Raw genomic sequence first — 16,902 nt, 5'->3', positions numbered from 1 at the left:
TTCTTTTATGCGGGGGTACGGGTCATCACGGCGGCAAAGAAGCCGTCCGTGTCATGCTGCGCAGGCGTTAGCGACAGGTAGTCGCCCGTCTGCGGCAGATCGGGCGCAACCTCGGCCAGCGGGACCAGCTTGAACGCGGGGAAGGCTTTGAGGAAAGCCTCGACCTGCGCTTCGTTTTCTTCGGGCAGCATGGAGCAGGTCGCATAGACCAGACGCCCGCCTTCCTTCACCAGACGCGCGGCGCTGGCGAGGATGCGCGATTGCAGGGCGGTCAGATGTTCGAGGCCCCCTTCGTCGCGCCAACGGGTATCGGGGTTGCGCCGCCACGTGCCCGTGCCGCTGCACGGCGCGTCGATCAGAACGCGGTCAAAGCCGAGCTTCTTGCGCTTCACCCACTTGTCGGATTCCGAGCCGAGGAGCTTTGTCTCCACGTTGTGCATCCCCGCGTTGCGGACGCGTTCGGAGCAGCGCTTCAGGCGGCCTTCGTTCACGTCGCAGGCAATGATCCGGCCTTTGTTGTTCATCTGCGCGGCCATCGCGAGCGTCTTGCCGCCCGCGCCGGCGCAGAAATCGACCACGCGGTCACCGGGCTGGGCGTCCACGAGTTGCGCGACAAGCTGCGAGCCCTCGTCCTGAATTTCGACCTCGCCCGTTTTCAGCGCGGGCAGACGGGACAGCGCGAATTTCTCGGCCAAGCGGATGCCATGCGGGGCGAGCGGCGTCGGCTCGGCAGGCAGTCCCAGTTTCGCCAGTTGCTTCAGCGCGCCCTCGCGCGTGGCCTTGATCGGGTTGACCCGCAGATCGAAGGGCGGGGGCGTCAGGAGCGCGTTCATCTCGGGCGCAAAGCGATCCCCGAAACGCGCGCGTAGCGACGGTTCGGCCCATGCGGGGCATTCGAGCAGCACGGCCTCGGGCATTTCGGGGTGTTCGATGGTGTGACCGTGGAGTTTGTTCAACAGCGACCCGTCCTGCGGCTCTTCACCCAGCAGGCGCTTGATCTCTTCGGCGGGACGGCGTTCGGCCAGCACCAACCAAGCGAGGAACTGGTTGCGTGCATTGGCCTCGCGGCCGAATTTCTCCAGCCACCATGTCAGGCGGGCGCGGTGGCGCAGCAGGTCGTAAAGCGTGTCCAGAATGGTGCCGCGATCCTCGTCTCCGATATCGCGGCGACCGCGCAGCCAAGCGGAGGTGACCGCATCCACGGGGCGGCGCTCGGCCTCGGTGGCGGTGAACAGATCAAGGATGGCTTGCAGGCGGGCGGCGGCTGGGGTCACGGTATCAATCTCGCTGGAATGGCGGCTTGTGTACTCCGATCGTCCTCCCATGAAAACCTGCATTTGTAGCGGCCCTTGCACCCGCGCGGCGGCACGTTAGGCTGACGCCGAAACACCCCGGAAGGACCGCCGCCGATGCCCGCCACTTTGTTCACGCTCCCCGCCAATCCGACTATTCCGGTCAAGGGCGAGGCGGCAGAATACCCCATCGGCCGCATCTTCTGCGTGGGCCGCAACTACGCCGCGCACGCTGCCGAGATGGGCGCGAAGGTTGACCGCGAGGCGCCGTTCTATTTCACCAAATCGCCGACGACCGCCGCGATGACGGGCGCCGAGGTGCCTTATCCTGCGGGCACAGCGGACTATCACTACGAGATGGAACTGGCCTTCGTCATCGGCGCGCCCGCGTTCCGCGTCGCAAAAGAGGATGCCCTGCAAGTGGTCTACGGCTACTGCTGCGCGCTGGACATGACGCGGCGCGATATTCAGGCGGACGCCAAGGCCAAACGCCGCCCGTGGGACGCGTCAAAGGATTTCGAGAACTCCACCATCTTTGCCTCGATCACCAAAGCGGATGATTTCGCAGTCGGCAGCCAGCGCATCCACCTTGAGGTGGACGGCGTGCAGCGGCAGGACAGCACGCTGGACCTCATGATCCACGATGTTGCTGCCATCATCGCGGACCTGTCGAAATACTACCACCTCCGCCCCGGCGATGTGATCCTGACGGGAACCCCCGAAGGCGTCGGGCCCGTGGTGGCGGGCGAAACCATCACTGGCGGCATCGACGGGCTGGAGCCGGTGGAGCTGACGATCGGCGCGGCGGAGTAAGTTATGACTGGCCCTGTCGCCACTGCGTCGGGCTTTTCCCCGTCATGCGCGCGAATTCGCGGTTGAAGTTCGATTTCGAGGCAAAACCCGAGGCCAGCGAAATATCCAGCACGGTGCGGTCCGTGTCCCGCAGTAGATCGCATGCCTCCTGAATGCGGAAGCCGTTCACGAACTGGGACACGCTGACCCCGCGCACGCGATTGATGGCGTTCGAGACTTGCCTGTCCGGCACGCCGATTTTGCGGGCCAGTCGGCGCAGGCTCAGGTCTTCGTTCCGATGCAAATGCTCGGCCTCGAACAGGCGTTCGAGCTGTTCGACGATCTCGCTGTCGGCAAGCGTGGCTTGCGGGGCAGGAGCGGGCTCCTGCGTTTCCTCGGATGCGGTAGCGGTCGACCGCCCGACCACGCCGGAAATTCCGATGGCCAGAACGAACGCCGTCTGCACGAAGGTAATGATGACCGGAGCCGTCTGTCCGTCGTTCCGCACGAAATCATAGATGATGTAGATGTCCGTCAGGCCCGAAGCGATCAGGGCGCCTCCTGTCACGTAAATCGCGATGCGGATGTCGGCAGCATCGTTGATCGCGGAGAGCGCAACCTGCGCAATGCCTTTGCTGCCGAGCCTCAGAAGCAGACCGCCGAACCCGATATAGGTCATCAGGATCGCCGCGTCCGAAAACTCCGGTGCGATGGCATAGACCAGCCAGTTGAGCACCACCAACGCCAGCGGCCAAACAGCGATCGGGCCCGAGAGTGCGCGGTAGGCCAGATAGGCGATGACCGGCAACAGCGGCGCCATCAGGATCATGCCTTTCGCTGCCCGTTCGACCTCATATCCCCAGCGGAGCGAGGCAAGCAGCGTTTGCAGCGCGTAGAGCGCCACCAGCAGCGCGAAAAGCTGATGGGCGCGCACGCGCATTTCCCGTGACAGGCAGAAACGGACCAATGCCAGAACCAGCAGGAGCGACGCGAACAAGGGCAGAGGGACAAATAACATCGGCGGACGTTTCACTCGGTAAATTCAGGCTGTTCATAACCTTAAACGCGATCCTGAGCGACCTGAAACGCGTTTTAGGGCGCAGCATTTCCGAGTGGTTGGCACACCGATCGACATCAACACACCCAACCGGAGAGAACCGATGTCGAAGCTCAAAACATTCCTACAGATCACCGCCTGCACCGCAGGTCTCGCGCTATGCGGCTGGGGCGGCTACGAACTGACCCGCCCCGCCTATGGCGGCACTGCGGGCATCACCTATGGCAGCGCCTATGCGCCCGTGCGTGACCGCGATGTTAAATTTCATATTTGGTATCCTGCAACGCCGGGTGGACGCGCCGTGACCGTCGGCGGCAACGGCGTTTTCCATGGCACGCCTGCTGGTCGTGACGCACCGCGCAAGGACGGCCAATTTCCCGCCGTGATCATCTCGCACGGTGCAGGCGGCAATGCCGGTCAGTTCGGCTGGATCGCTTCCGAACTCGCGCAGGCCGGATTTGTCGTGATCCTGCCGAACCATCCTGGCACCACGACGGGCGATGCCTCGGCCGAGGCTGCCGTGCGGGTCTGGGAACGCCCCGCCGATGTGTCTGCCGTTCTGGACGAGGTCACAGGCTCGGACGCTTATCCCTATATCGACCCGACCCGCATCTCCGTTCTGGGCTTCTCCGCCGGCGGCTACACCGCCATGGCGCTCAGCGGTGCGCGCGTCGATCCAGAGAAGCTGGCGCGGTTCTGCGACGGCACCGATCACGGCATGTCCGACTGCGCGTTTCTCGCCCATTTCGGCATCGACCTTCACAGCTTTGACCTGTCGCCCGCAGGGCAGGATTTGCGCGATCCGCGCATTGGGTCGGCGGTGGTCGTCGATCCGGGTATCGTTGGCACGTTGACCGATAACAGCCTGACCGAGATCGACATTCCGATGCTGGTGCTCAACCTCGACGATGAAGGCACCATCCCGAGCGGCGTCGATGCGAGCCATGCCGCGCCTCTGATCCCGCAGGCTGACTATCGCCTCGTTTCGGACTCCACGCATTTCAGCTTCTTGGCCGAGTGTAAGCCCGCGGGGCCGCGTATCCTCGAAAAAGAGGGCGAGCCGGACCCGCTGTGCGACGACGCCGGAGGCCGCTCGCGCGCGGACATCCATGCCGAGCTGTCAGAGACCATCGTGAGCTACCTGCGGTACGGAGTTTAACAACATAAGACAGATTATAGGATATTGCGTTGGCCGCAACAGGCTGACGCTATTCTTGCGATCCGTGCCAACAATCTCCATACTAAACCTATAGACCGCAGGAGGCTCCACGCCATGAACAATTCTCTCGCCGCATTCGCCTATCGTGTTTCGCAGCGAGAAATTATGCCTCATGCCCGCCTCTATTTCCCTCAGCCGCCTGTCTTGGTCCAAACCTGACGGCTCTCCGCTTTTCACCGACCTTGATCTGACCTTTGGTACCGAGCGCACCGGCGTTGTCGGGCGTAATGGCGCGGGAAAGAGCACGCTTTTGCGGCTTGCCGCGGGTCTGATTGCGCCGCCCTCTGGTCAGGTGACGGTCAGCGGCACGCTGGCAATGATGCGGCAGATCCACGATCCTGACGTGGCCATCGCTGACCTGTTCGACGTGCGCCCCGCTCTGGCCGTTCTGGACCGCGCCGAAAATGGCGTCGCCACGGCCGAAGACATCGCAGAGGCCGATTGGACGCTTCCGGACAGGATGGCCGCCGCCCTCACCCGCTGCGGGCTTGACGCTGACCTCATGACGCCGCTCGCAAGCCTTTCGGGCGGGCAACAGACGCGGGCGGCTTTGGCGGCGGTTGTTTTCGCGCAGCCCGATATCCTGCTGATGGACGAGCCGACGAATAACCTCGACCGTGCGGGGCGTTGTCTTGTGATCGACCTGCTGGGCAGTTGGAAAGGTGCGGCGGTTGTCGTCAGCCATGACCGGGAACTGCTGGAAAAAATGGACGCGATTGTCGAGCTGACCTCGCTCGGCGCGTCCCGCTATGGCGGCAACTACAGCGCCTACCGCGCTCTGAAAGAGAACGAGCTTGCAGCTGCCGAAAGCGCCTTGGCCCACGCGGAAAAGGTGCGGGACGACACCGCCCTGCGCGCCCGCGAGGCGGCTGAGCGCAAGGCGCGCAAAGATGCCGCTGGCCGCAAATCCCGCGTGGGCGGCAGTCAGCCGAAGATGTTCCACGACTTTGAAAAGAACCGCGCCGAAGCCTCCGCCAGCGCAGGCATTCGCCTTCGCAACGTGCGCCGGGCCGAGGCCGAGGATGCGTTGACAGCCGCTCGCCAGAAGGTCGAAGTGCTGACACCCATCAATATGGATGTCGCCTCCACCGCCATGCCCGCCGACAAAACGGTGCTGACCCTGCGCGATGTCAGCGCGAGCTACATGCCAGATAAGCCAGTGATCGGAAAACTTTCTCTGACCATCACCGGCCCGCAGCGCATCGTCGTGTCCGGCCCTAACGGCAGCGGGAAAACGACGCTTGTGAAGCTGATCACGGGGCAGATGCCTCCGACCTCGGGAGAGGTCCGAATGCATGTTGGTTGGGCGCTGCTGGACCAGCATCTCGATGTGATTGAACACGGGCAAAGCCTGCGCGATACCTTCCTCGCACGTCATTCGGGTGCAACCACGCAAGACGCGCACGCCGCGCTGGCCCGCTTCGGGTTTCGCGCGGACGATGCCTTGCGCGATGCGGGCGAATTCAGCGGCGGAGAGCGGCTGCGTGCGGGCTTGGCCTGCGTTCTGGGCGGCACCCCGCCTCCGCAACTTCTGATCCTTGACGAACCGACAAATCACCTTGATCTCGCGGGTCTCGAAGCGCTAGAGGCCGCGCTGGCCGCTTACGACGGCGCCGTGCTCGCCATCAGCCATGACGCGGCCTTCATCCATCGGCTCGCGCCAAACCGGACCGTCGTGCTAGGCCCTATATCTCCCTGATCGGCAGCCCGTTAGCCAGCAGTTTGGCAAAGCCGCCGAAGTAGCGGCTGATGAGCGACAGATCGGGCTGCGCAGCAATTGCCCTCTTGGCCATGATCAAGCTATAGCCTTTTTGCGCAGCGTGACCACACCGAGGAGCGTGAAGACGATCACGGGGTAAAGGCAGGCCAAAAGGATCGCGTGCAGCGTATCGCCCGTCGCTGAGAAGCCGAAGTAAATGGCTGAAATCACGGCAATCCCTAGCGCCGCGCCGACTTGCTGGAATGCCTGCATGGCGCCCGATGCGGCTCCGGATTCCGATGCTGGTGCGGCGGCCATGACCGACTGGAACAGCGCGACAACAGCCGTGCCCATGCCAAGCCCGCAAATCGCCAGCGGGAGGGTGAGATGCCACGGCATGACCCCCGCGCCGACGTGCGACAGGACCGTGGCGGTCAGCACCATGCCGGAGGCAAGCAGCCCAGCTCCGAAGCCGATCCGCCGGTACAACGGCCAACCGTTGAGCCGTGATGCCGACATCGACGCGGCCATAACGCCCGCAGGAAACGCTGCCGTGGCGAAGCCGCTTTGCAGCGGGGTTAGGTCGAGGGCGGACTGCAAGTAGATCGTGAGCACGAGGAAGAATCCCGGAACGCCCGAGAAAACGATCACGATCTGCCCGAGGCCCCGCATGAATGACGTGTTCTGCACCAGAACGGCGGGAATAAGTACGGCTTGGCCGTTGCGGTCGCGCCGTCGCATGTAAAGTGCTGTCAGCGCCGCCAAGGGGAGCGACGCCACCAGAAGCGCGATGATCGGCCAAGGCCATCCAATGGTCCGCCCTTCGATCAGCGGCAGAATGAGGCAGACCGTGGTCAGCGCGAAGAGCCCCGTGCCGATCCAGTCGACCTTGCGCGAGGCGGCCTCTGCCGGCGGGATTGTCAGCGCTGCGCCGACGATGGCAACCAGCCCCAAGGGTACGTTCACGATGAAAATCGCGCGCCAGTCCAGCCCCCAGGGATCAAGCGCAATCAAGCCGCCGCCAAGCACGGGGCCAGCGACGGAGGCAAGGCTCGAAACCGCGCCAAATATGCCGAACACGCGGGTCTTTTGCTCGGGCGGGAAGGTCACATTCAGGATCGCAAGAACCTGCGGCACCATCATCGCAGCGAACACCCCATGCGCGAGGCGTGCGCCTATCAGCATGGTGATGCCCGTCGCCCCCGCTCAGGCGGCAGAGGCGACCGTAAACCCCGCCATACCCCAAACAAACAGGTGCTTGCGGCCCCAAATATCGCCGAACCGCCCCATCGGGAGCAGCGCGGCGGCGAGCGCCAGAACGTAGATCGCGGCGACCCACTCAAGCTCGGTCGGGGTCGCGCCCAGATCAGCGCGTATTTGCGGCAAGACGACAGTGACAATGGTGACGTCGAGCAGATTGATAAAGCTGCCAAGGCAGAGGAACCCCATGGCAAGCCATTGGGTGCGTGAGGCGGGGACGGTCATAAGAGTACTTTCGGTCAAACGATCCTTTCGTAACATCAGATGTCACTTATTGGTGCGGGCTTCAACTCAAGTATCATCAATAGTACCCTAAGGGGGATTTGCGGCCCCTGACACGTTGTGCTTCACTGCGCCCGAACCACCTTTGGAGCCACCATGACCACCATTTCCGTGACCGACCTGCATGATCGTGTAACCCGCATTTTCACGGGTGCCGGCCTCACGCCGCAGAACGCCGCATCTGTCGCCACGGTGATCGTCAATGGCGAGCGGGATCACTGCAAATCGCACGGTATCTACCGGATCGAAGGGTGTTTGCGGACGGTTCAGGCGGGCCTCGCCGTGCCGGATGCGCAGCCCGAACTGCATGACAGCGGCAAGGCAGTGATCGAGGTCGAGGCGCATGGCGGTTTCGCCAATCCCGCCTTCGATCATGCCAAGGATGCGCTGGTCGCGCGGGCCAAGGAGACCGGCATCGCCGCGCTGGTGATCCGGGATTGTCTGCACTTCTCGGCGCTCTGGCATGAGGTGGAATTGCTGGCTGCCGAAGGGCTGGCATCCCTTTCCATGTGCCCCAGCTATGCCTTCGTCGCCCCCGCCGGCGGGACGGAGCCGCTGCTCGGCACCAACCCGATGGCCTTTGGCTACCCGCGTCAGGGCGAAAATCCCTACGTCTACGACTTCGCCACCAGCGTCGCGGCGCGGGGCGAAATCGAACTTCACCGCCGCGCCGGAACGCCCCTGCCCAAAGGTTGGGCGGTTGATAAGGACGGCAACCCGACCACTGATCCCGAGGCCGCCTTGGACGGCGCGATGCTGCCCTTCGGCGGTCACAAGGGCTCTGCCATTTCCACGATGATCGAACTGATGGCGGGCGCGATGCTGGGCGAGCGGATGAGCAAGGAGGCGCTGGAATTCACGGGCGCCAATGGCACACTGCTGCCTCGCCATGGCGCGCTGGTCATTGCCATGGACCCCGCCGTTTTTGCCGCGCGTTCGGGTCGTGATCCGATTGACGAGGGCGAGCGGCTGCTCAGTGCGATCGGTGCGCAAGGCGCCCGCCTGCCCTCGCAGCGGCGGTTCGAAGCGCGGGAAAAATCGCTGGCCGAGGGTATCACGCTGACGGATGCCGAGGTCGCCCAGCTCGACCGGTTCGAAGCTCAGGGCCTTGCCGCGCTCGATTAAAAATGCCGCGTTCCGCGGTCCTCGCTCACAAAGACTCACTTTTTCGGGAACCCTCCCGCGACTAAGCCGTTGGTTCTTCTGATAGCTTTCGGGGGACTGGGTGTCGGGGCGCAAGGTATTATTCTTACTTCCGTTTTTGCTCGCGGGATGTAGTGGACGGCACAACTGGCTCTCTGCGGCGGGCGAGGAAGCGCAGCGCGTGGAACATCTGTTCTGGGTGCTGCTGATCGGGGCGGCCGTGATCTGGTGCATCGTCATCGGCGCAGCGGTCTACGCGCAAAAGGCCTCCGTTCCCGACCGCGAACAGCAGGCGCGGCACTTCATCGTCTGGGGCGGCGCGGTATTTCCGACCGTGGTCGTCGGCGCGCTGCTGGTCTGGGGGCTCGTCATCCTCAAGGACATCACCCCGAACGAAGGCGACCGCACAATACGCGTCGATGGCGAGCGCTGGTGGTGGCGCGTGGTCTACGACACCGACGACGGGCCCGTCCCGACCGCCAACGAAATCCGCATCCCGCTGGGTGAAACCGCGCTATTTAAGCTGACCGCCGACGACGTGATCCACTCGTTCTGGGTGCCGTCCTTGGGCGGCAAAATGGACATGATCCCCGGGCGCGAAACGCAATTGGCGCTAACCCCGCAAAAGCTCGGCAACTGGGGCGGGCTTTGCGCGGAATACTGCGGCGGCGCGCACGCGCTGATGCGGTTCGACACTGTGGTGATGGAGCCTGACGAGTTCGACGCGTGGCTCGCGGCGCAGGCCCAACCCGCCACCGTGGACCCTGAGGACGAAGGCTATCAGGTCTTCACCGAGGAAGGTTGCGGGTCGTGTCACACCATTCGCGGCACGGACTCCATCGGCCCTGTCGGTCCCGATCTGACGCACTTTGCCAGCCGCGAACGGCTCGGCGCTGGTATCTACAAAATGACGCCAGATAACGTGTCCGACTGGATCACCGACCTCGACAACATGAAACCCGACATCGACATGCCCAGCTATCCGCACATCAACGGCGCGCGGCTGGAGGCCCTTGTCTCTTTCCTCATGAGCCTTGAATGACGGACGAAATCGACCTTTCCCAGCTTCCGCCCGCCGAACCCTACGACAAGGCCCGTGACGAGGCGCAGCGCGCGCGGCTGCTTGATGTGTGGAAAAAACCGACGGGCTGGCGCGGCGTTTCCGCCGTCAACAACAGCCACGTCGGGAAGTGGTATCTGCTGACGTCGTTCGCGTTCTTCGTCTTTGCCGGCATCCTCGCGCTGCTGATCCGTGTGCAACTCGCGGTGCCTGATAACCCGCTGTTTTCGCAGTCACTTTATAACCAGCTGTTTACGCTGCACGGCACGGCGATGATGTTCCTCTTCGCGGTCCCGATCTTCGAAGCGGTCGCGATCATCATCCTGCCCGAGATCCTCGGCGCCCGCGATTTGCCGTTCCCGAGGCTCTCTGCCTTCGGCTTCTGGTGCTTCGTGATCGGCGGCGTTTTCGTCTGCGGTTCTATCTTTTTCGGGGTCGCGCCGGATGGCGGTTGGTTCATGTATACGCCGCTGTCGTCGGACCCCGCGTACTCCGGCCTCGGCACGGATATCTGGCTGCTCGGCCTGTCGTTTATCGAGGTCTCCTCCATCGCCGCAGCGGTCGAACTGATCGTCGGCGTCCTGAAATCCCGCCCGCCGGGGATGCGCCTGAACCTCGTGCCGCTTTATTGCTGGTACGTGCTGGTCGTGGCGGGGATGATCCTCTTCGCCTTCCCGCCGCTCATCGCGGGCGATCTGCTGCTGGAGATGGAGCGCGCCTTCGGCTGGGCGTTCTTCGACCCCGACCGTGGGGGCGACCCGCTCCTCTGGCAGCATCTGTTCTGGATTTTCGGGCATCCTGAAGTCTATATCATCTTCCTGCCGTCCATCGCGCTGATCGCCACCATGCTGCCGACCTTTGCCGGTCGTCCGATGGTCGGTCATTCGTGGATCGTGCTGTCGGCGGTGAGCGTCGCGTTCCTCAGCTTCGGGCTGTGGGTCCACCATATGTTCACGACCGGCCTGCCCGAAATATCGCTCGCGTTCTTCTCTGCCGCGTCAGAGGCCGTGGCCGTCCCCACGGGCATCCAGATTTTCTGTTTTATCGCCACCATGCTCGTCGCCAAGGTCCGCCCGTCGGTTCCGATGCTGTTCGCGGGCGGAGCGTTGGCGATCTTTGTCTTCGGCGGCCTGACGGGTGTCATGGTCGCGCTGGTGCCGTTCGACTGGCAGGCGCATGACAGTTACTTTGTCGTGGCGCACCTGCACTACACGCTGATCGGCGGGATGCTGTTCCCGCTCTTCGCGGGCATCCATTACTGGTATCCCTTTGTTACCAAGCGCAAGATGAACGACCGCGCGGGCAAGTGGAGCTTCTGGCTCATGTTCGGCGGCTTCAACGTGGCGTTTCTGCCGATGCACTGGACGGGCATCATGGGCATGCCGCGCCGCGTCTGGACGTATCAACTGTCGGACGGCTGGGGCCTCTTGAACATGGTCTCCACCATCGGTTCGTTCGTTTTTGCCTTCGGTTTCCTCGTGCTCGCTATCAACGTCCTGTGGCCGCGCGGCAAACACGCCGCTGCGCCGCGCAACATCTGGAACGCGGGCACGATGGAGTGGTCGGAAGAGCAGGAAGGCACCCCGTGGGGCGTCCGCTCGATCCCCTACGTGCACACCCGCTATCCCCTGTGGGAACAGCCTGAACTGGTCGGCGAAATGGACCGCGGGGAGTGGTTCCTTCCTGATGCCGAAGAGGGCGAGCGCGAACTGATCGTCACCGACATCCTCGACGCGCGGCCCCTGTTCGTGCAGCGCGTTGGCGGGCCGAGCTTCCTGACACTCGGCGCTGCGTTCTGCCTCGGTGCGGTGTTCATCCTCGCGACCTTCCACCTCTGGACATGGACGCTGTTCTTCGGCGCGGGCTTTGTGGCGTTCGTGCTGCGCTGGCTCTGGACCGGCACGGCGCGCATCCCCGAAAAGACGACCAAGTACGTCGGACGCGGGATCACTTTGCCGACCTACGCGCAAGGGAACAAATCCGTCGGCTGGTGGGCGGTGTTCATCACCATGACAGGCGATATGACGGCGTTCACGGGCCTCGTGTTCAGTTACTTCTTCTTTTGGACCGCGCTGCCCGATTTCCTGCCGTCTTTGGCCGATGTGCCTGCCTTCGGTCCGCTGATGGGCGGCCTCGCACTGATGCTGGTCGGTTGGGGCATGACGATCGCGGCGCGCGAGGCACTGCGAAAGGACAACGGCACGATCTCCATGATCCTGCTGGTCGGCTCCGTCGTCATAAAAACCGCCGGTATCGCTGCGTGGTGCTATGCCGCGTGGGCGGTGGGCCTCGATCCGACGGTGCACAGTTTCGACGCAATGGTCTGGATGCTGATCCTCTGGACGGGCCTGCACCTGATCCTTGATGCAGTGATGCACGGCTACGTCATCGCCCGCATCTGGAAGCATTGCTGCACGCCGATTTTCCGCGCGGACGTCATCAACCTGACGCTCTACGGGCATTTCGTGGCGATCACCGTGATCGTGACCTTCGCCCTTCTCGCCCTGTTCCCGCTGATGATGGGAGTGCTGTGATGCCCGAGCTTCCCGAACCGCCCGGTGATGCGCCTCGCGTCATTGACCAAGGGTCGATCTGGATCCTCGTCGCTTCGCCTTCGATCTGGGCGGCGCATTTCCTGATCTCCTACTGGGTCGCCGCCGTCTATTGCGCGAAGGCCCCGAACGCTGCACCCTTGATGGAGCCGCGCTGGATCGCCATCGGTCTCGGCGTTTTCTGCTGCGCGGTGATCGCGTGGTTGGCGTGGATCGCCGTCAAACGCTACGGCGGCGTGTTTTTGATCTTTGAGGAGATCACCGAAAGCTCCGAACGCGGGCGGGACAAGTTCATCGGCCACGTCTCACTGCTGCTTTGCGTGCTGTCGGCGGTCGCCATCGTGTTCAACATCATCCCCGGATTGGTGCTCGGCGAATGCTGACGCCCCGCCGGATATTTGCGCTGCTGCTTCTCGCCGCGCTCTGGCTGTCGCCACTGCCGAGGCTGGCGACGGGGTCGATGGTGCTGCATATGGTGCTGCACCTGAGCGTCACCGTCATGGTGCCTGCCCTGCTCGCCTTCCGTCTGCCGCTGCCCAATAGCGCCGTCTGGCTTGCGGCGGGAGCGATCATGGAGGCCGTCATCGTCTGGGCTTGGCACCTGCCTTCGCTGCATGTCTGGGCGCGGATGACGACGACGGGGTTCGTGCTGGAACAGGCGAGTTTCCTGCTCGCAGGGCTGCTTTTGTGGACCTCGGTGCGGAGCGCAGGGAACTTCGGCGGCGCAATCGTGCTGCTGGTCACGACCATGCATATGACGCTGCTCGGCGCGCTGATCGGCCTCGCGCCGCGCTTGCTCTACGGCAGTTTTTGCGCGGGATATCTGGGCCTTGATGCGCTCGAAGAACAACAGATCGCGGGCATCCTCATGGCTGGCGCAGGCGGCGCGATGTACCTCGCCGCGGCCCTCCGCCGGATCTGGCTCGCACTCGAAACATCGGAGGCATTCGCATGAAACACTACCTCATCGGCGGAGCCGCCATCGCTGCCATTGCCGGTGCCGCGTTCTTCACCCTCGCGCCCTATAACATCGCCGCCTCCGTCCCGCATTTCCCGCTGGTGGGCGAGGTGCTGCACCAGTATCTGCGCAACGCCGTCACCGTCCGCGCCAGCCGTATCGAGGTGCCGGCGCAGGTCGATCTGAGCGATCCGGCCCTCATCCGCCTCGGCGCGGGGCATTTTGCGACGAGCTGCCAGATGTGCCACGGCGCACCGGGGATCGAGCGAAATCCTGTCGTAGAACATATGCGCCCCGCCCCGCCGCCGCTCGATGGCGACGACTATGAACCCGAGGAATTCTGGTGGATCGCCCGCCACGGCTTCAAATACACAGGGATGCCGTCATGGGTCGCCGAGCGTGATGACGAGCCTTGGGCGATGGCCGCATTCCTGAGCCATTACAACGACTTCGATCGCACTACATACGAAGAGGCAGCATTCGGCGAGGCGGGAGCCTACAGCTCCGACGCGATCAGCTTTACGGACGGCATTCCCAACACCTGCACCCGTTGCCATGGCGAGGACGGCATGGGCAGGGGTGGCGCCGCTCCCATCGTCAGCGGCCAGTCCGAGGGCTACCTGATCGCCGCGCTGATGGCCTACGGAAACGGCCAGCGGCAGAGCGGGTTCATGCAACCCCTCGCCAAACCGCTCGAACCCATCGAACGCGCCCGCGTCGCGGAGGGCATGGCGGGCGGCGGGGCCGAATGGAACGGCATCCCCTTGCCTTTCGGCGATGCGGAGCGTGGGCGCGATCTGGCCAATCGCGGCAGTGAACACGAGGACATCGCCGCCTGTTCATCCTGCCACGAAGGGCACGGCGAAAACGGCCTTTACCCCGAACGCAGCGACGTGCCGCGCATCGCAGGGCAGCACGGGTATTTCCTTTATAACTGGCTGATGATGTACCGCGACGGCCCCGTTCCAACGACCGAGCGCGCGCATCTGATGGCCGCCGCCGCCAAGCCGTTGTCGGACGAAGATATCGCGGACCTCGCCGCCTATTATTCCTCGGTGCGATAGACCCCGCGGGTTGTGCAGCGCACGAACGGGTGAACGGGGTCGCAACTTTCGGCGTTCGCGATAGCTATGGTGAGCATTCCTCAGAAAGGAGATTTCATCATGGATAATCGTGAACTGGGTAAAACGGGACTGAAGATCTCTCCCATCGTGTTCGGCGGCAACGTGCTCGGCTGGACACTCGACGAGGCAGAGAGCTTCCGCATTCTCGACGCCTTCATCGACCACGGCTTCGACACCATCGATACCGCAGACGTCTATTCCGCGTGGGCCGACGGCAATTCGGGCGGCGAGTCCGAGACCGTTCTGGGCAACTGGTTGTCCGCCCGTCCGGGGATGCGCGAGAAGGTGAAGCTCTTCACCAAAGTTGGCTCCGACATGGGCGGCGAGAGCAAAAAGGGCCTGTCCGAACGCTGGATCAGTACCGCCATAGACGACTCCCTGTCGCGTCTGAAAACCGACTACGTGGACCTCTATTTCTCGCACTGGCCCGACCCGACCGCGCAGCATCACGAGACACTGGAGGCGTATGACAAGCTGCTCAAAGCAGGCAAAATCCGCGCCATCGGTGCGTCGAACTATGACGCGACCATGCTGGAAAACGCGGCGCAAATCGCCAGTGACAAGGGACTGCCGCACTATCAGGTGCTCCAGCCCGAATATAATCTTTACGACCGCGACACGTTCGAGGGCGAGCTGCGCGACTATTGCATCGCCAACAACATCGGCGTCGTGACGTATTTCAGCCTCGCGTCGGGATTCCTGTCGGGCAAATACCGCAGCAAGGCCGACCTCGAAGGCCGTCAGCGCGGCGGCATGGTCGAGAAATACGTAAATGACCGCGGCATGAAGATTATCGAGGCGCTGACCGACGTGGCCGACAAACACTCCGCCGCTCCGGCCGAGGTGGCGCTGGCGTGGATCATCAATTCGGATGGCGTGACCGCGCCGATTGCCAGCGCGACCAAGGTGTCTCAGGTCGAAAGCTTCGCCAAGGCCGCCGAACTGGTCCTGACGGAAGAGGACATGGCGCACCTTAATGACGCCGGCAATTAAGCCCTGATGTAAGCCGCTGCCGCCTTTGCCAGATGGGCCGAGGCGGCAACGCCGTCGATCAGCGTGACGCCCGTCCGCGCTTCCAGATCGGCGCGCAGCGGCGCCATCCCCGCGCAACCCAGCACCACAACATCGCCGTGTGCGCGGCTGATGTGGTCGGCCAAGGTTCTGCGGGTATCTTCGCTGCCCTCGTCGATGGTCAGCACGGGCAAGCCGCTCGCCGTCACCGCGCTGCACGCATCCGCGAAACCGCCGCGTGCGATGTTTGCTTCGATCACGGGTACCGACACGTCGAGCGACGTGACCACTGAGAACTTCTTTCCCAGCAATGCCGCCATCAGATAGGACGCCTGCCCGATGCCGAGCACGGGGCAGGATGCCGCCGCCTGCGCCTCAGCCAATCCGGTGTCGTCGAAACATCCGATGACGATCGCGCCCGCGTCGGGGTTGGCGCGGACGGCCTCCAGAACCCCGGGAACGGCGGCGTCGCCGTCCTCCGGTCCTTGGATCGCGGGTGGGCCGCCTGCGTTGGTTACGCCGATAATCTCGTCGTCGGGCAGTTCCGCGCGGGCGACCGAAACGATCCCACTGGTCATCGCCTCGGTGGAATTGGGGTTCACATATACGATGCGCATCAGACCCCCTTGCCCGCGTCCGAACCGGCGCGCGAGCGGCGCTTTTGCATGAAGAAGACAGTGAGGATGAACACGCCGATGATAAGGAACGAGAACAGCGTCGTCAGCGTGCCGAGCGCGTAGATCACCGGCGTTGTGACGTTGGTCGTCATGCCGAAAATCTCCAGCGGGAGCGTGTTGTAGCTGCCTGCGGTCATCAGCGTGCGGGCGAATTCATCGTAGCTGAGCGTAAAGCCGAAGAGAGCAACGCCGAGCAGCGACGGCGCAATGATCGGGAGGATCACGAAGCGGATCGTCTGCCACGCCGTTGCGCCTTGGTCGCGGGCGGCTTCTTCGAAGCTTTTGTCGAAACGGTTGAACACCGCGAACATGATCAGCAGGCCGAACGGAAGCGTCCATGTCAGCTGCGAGCCGAAGCCCGAGGTCGCCCAGTGGATCTTGAGCCCGAGTTGCTGGAAGATCAGGCCGACGCCGAGCGAAATCAGGATCGACGGGATCACCAGCGATGTGATCGCAAGGTAGAACAGGATGCCCGCGCCGGGAAATTTCTTGCGGAAGGCGAGGCCCGCCGCGACCGAAACGACCACCGTCGTTACCATGACCATCAGGCCAAGGCCGAAGCTGCGGCGGAACGCGCCCCAGATATCGCCGACCGCTTGCTCTTCGAACAGGTCGAAGAACCAATAGAGCGACACGCCGTTCATCGGGAAGGTCAGACCGCCCTGCGGGCCTTGGAACGACAGGATCGCGATGGTGATCGTTGGGCCGTAGAGGAACAGCAGGAACAGCGCGAAAAACGTGGCGAGGACGTAGAAAGAACGGGAACGGCTTTCCAT

The 16,902-nt window shown here is 63.4% G+C and carries 14 protein-coding genes and 1 pseudogene; 10 read left to right on the top strand and 5 right to left on the bottom strand.

Annotation, left to right across the window (positions count from 1 at the left end; all coding sequences use genetic code 11):
• Nucleotides 1–5: 5 nt before the first annotated feature.
• Nucleotides 6–1,325, bottom strand: coding sequence for an RsmB/NOP family class I SAM-dependent RNA methyltransferase (locus HCZ30_RS14760; protein WP_175581055.1), 1,320 nt, complete (start codon nt 1,323–1,325; stop codon nt 6–8).
• A gap of 84 nt (nt 1,326–1,409) precedes the next feature.
• Between HCZ30_RS14760 and HCZ30_RS14755 the strand changes: the two genes are divergently transcribed.
• Nucleotides 1,410–2,105 (top strand): fumarylacetoacetate hydrolase family protein, encoded by a 696-nt coding sequence (locus HCZ30_RS14755; protein WP_167639076.1) that lies wholly within the window; start codon nt 1,410–1,412, stop codon nt 2,103–2,105.
• 1 nt (nt 2,106) lies between these two features.
• On the opposite strand, the gene HCZ30_RS14750 is transcribed toward HCZ30_RS14755, so the two are convergent.
• On the bottom strand, nt 2,107–3,102 hold the full coding sequence (locus tag HCZ30_RS14750; RefSeq protein WP_167639075.1) for a helix-turn-helix domain-containing protein: 996 nt from the start codon (nt 3,100–3,102) through the stop codon (nt 2,107–2,109).
• A gap of 142 nt (nt 3,103–3,244) precedes the next feature.
• Between HCZ30_RS14750 and HCZ30_RS14745 the strand changes: the two genes are divergently transcribed.
• Together HCZ30_RS14745 and HCZ30_RS14740 are read left to right on the top strand one after the other, a co-directional pair.
• The gene (locus tag HCZ30_RS14745; protein ID WP_167639074.1) at nt 3,245–4,300 is read left to right on the top strand and encodes an alpha/beta hydrolase family protein; all 1,056 of its coding nucleotides are present in this window, start codon (nt 3,245–3,247) and stop codon (nt 4,298–4,300) included.
• A gap of 172 nt (nt 4,301–4,472) precedes the next feature.
• A complete protein-coding gene (locus HCZ30_RS14740; protein ID WP_167639073.1) occupies nt 4,473–6,059 on the top strand; it encodes an ABC-F family ATP-binding cassette domain-containing protein in 1,587 nt (528 codons plus the stop codon).
• Nucleotides 6,060–6,155: 96 nt separating this feature from the next.
• Here HCZ30_RS14740 and HCZ30_RS14735 read toward each other — a convergent pair.
• Nucleotides 6,156–7,508, bottom strand: a pseudogene (locus HCZ30_RS14735) (MFS transporter).
• Between the two features lie 189 nt (nt 7,509–7,697).
• Between HCZ30_RS14735 and HCZ30_RS14730 the strand changes: the two are divergent.
• The 7 genes from HCZ30_RS14730 to HCZ30_RS14700 all read left to right on the top strand — a co-directional run bounded on the left by HCZ30_RS14730 (nt 7,698) and on the right by HCZ30_RS14700 (nt 15,431).
• On the top strand, nt 7,698–8,726 hold the full coding sequence (locus tag HCZ30_RS14730; RefSeq protein ID WP_167639072.1) for an Ldh family oxidoreductase: 1,029 nt from the start codon (nt 7,698–7,700) through the stop codon (nt 8,724–8,726).
• Between the two features lie 100 nt (nt 8,727–8,826).
• Nucleotides 8,827–9,786 (top strand): cytochrome c oxidase subunit II, encoded by a 960-nt coding sequence (gene coxB, locus HCZ30_RS14725; protein WP_167639071.1) that lies wholly within the window; start codon nt 8,827–8,829, stop codon nt 9,784–9,786.
• Nucleotides 9,783–12,338 carry a cbb3-type cytochrome c oxidase subunit I gene (locus HCZ30_RS14720; protein ID WP_167639070.1) on the top strand — a complete coding sequence of 852 codons (2,556 nt, stop codon included), beginning with the start codon at nt 9,783–9,785 and terminating at the stop codon, nt 12,336–12,338. Before coxB ends, HCZ30_RS14720 begins: the two co-directional genes overlap by 4 nt.
• Nucleotides 12,338–12,739: a hypothetical protein gene (locus HCZ30_RS14715; protein WP_167639069.1), complete on the top strand. Its 402-nt coding sequence runs from the start codon at nt 12,338–12,340 to the stop codon at nt 12,737–12,739. The genes HCZ30_RS14720 and HCZ30_RS14715 overlap by 1 nt, the downstream gene beginning before the upstream one ends.
• Nucleotides 12,733–13,311 (top strand): cytochrome c oxidase assembly protein, encoded by a 579-nt coding sequence (locus HCZ30_RS14710; protein WP_167639068.1) that lies wholly within the window; start codon nt 12,733–12,735, stop codon nt 13,309–13,311. Before HCZ30_RS14715 ends, HCZ30_RS14710 begins: the two co-directional genes overlap by 7 nt.
• Complete coding sequence (locus tag HCZ30_RS14705) at nt 13,308–14,378, top strand: c-type cytochrome (protein WP_167639067.1); 1,071 nt, start codon at nt 13,308–13,310, stop codon at nt 14,376–14,378. Before HCZ30_RS14710 ends, HCZ30_RS14705 begins: the two co-directional genes overlap by 4 nt.
• 99 nt (nt 14,379–14,477) lie before the next feature.
• On the top strand, nt 14,478–15,431 hold the full coding sequence (locus tag HCZ30_RS14700; protein ID WP_167639066.1) for an aldo/keto reductase: 954 nt from the start codon (nt 14,478–14,480) through the stop codon (nt 15,429–15,431).
• Here HCZ30_RS14700 and HCZ30_RS14695 read toward each other — a convergent pair.
• Together HCZ30_RS14695 and HCZ30_RS14690 are read right to left on the bottom strand one after the other, a co-directional pair.
• Nucleotides 15,428–16,066 (bottom strand): aspartate/glutamate racemase family protein, encoded by a 639-nt coding sequence (locus HCZ30_RS14695; protein ID WP_167639065.1) that lies wholly within the window; start codon nt 16,064–16,066, stop codon nt 15,428–15,430. The two genes, HCZ30_RS14700 and HCZ30_RS14695, sit on opposite strands and share 4 nt — an antisense overlap.
• Nucleotides 16,066–16,902 carry an ABC transporter permease gene (locus HCZ30_RS14690; protein ID WP_167639064.1) on the bottom strand — a complete coding sequence of 279 codons (837 nt, stop codon included), beginning with the start codon at nt 16,900–16,902 and terminating at the stop codon, nt 16,066–16,068. The genes HCZ30_RS14695 and HCZ30_RS14690 overlap by 1 nt, the downstream gene beginning before the upstream one ends.

Origin of the sequence: Marivivens donghaensis (assembly GCF_011806565.1) — a bacterium.
In the GTDB taxonomy this organism is placed as follows: domain Bacteria; phylum Pseudomonadota; class Alphaproteobacteria; order Rhodobacterales; family Rhodobacteraceae; genus Marivivens; species Marivivens donghaensis_A.
The sequence above is the reverse complement of the archived record's forward strand: the minus strand, read 5'-3'. Positions and strand labels throughout refer to the sequence as shown.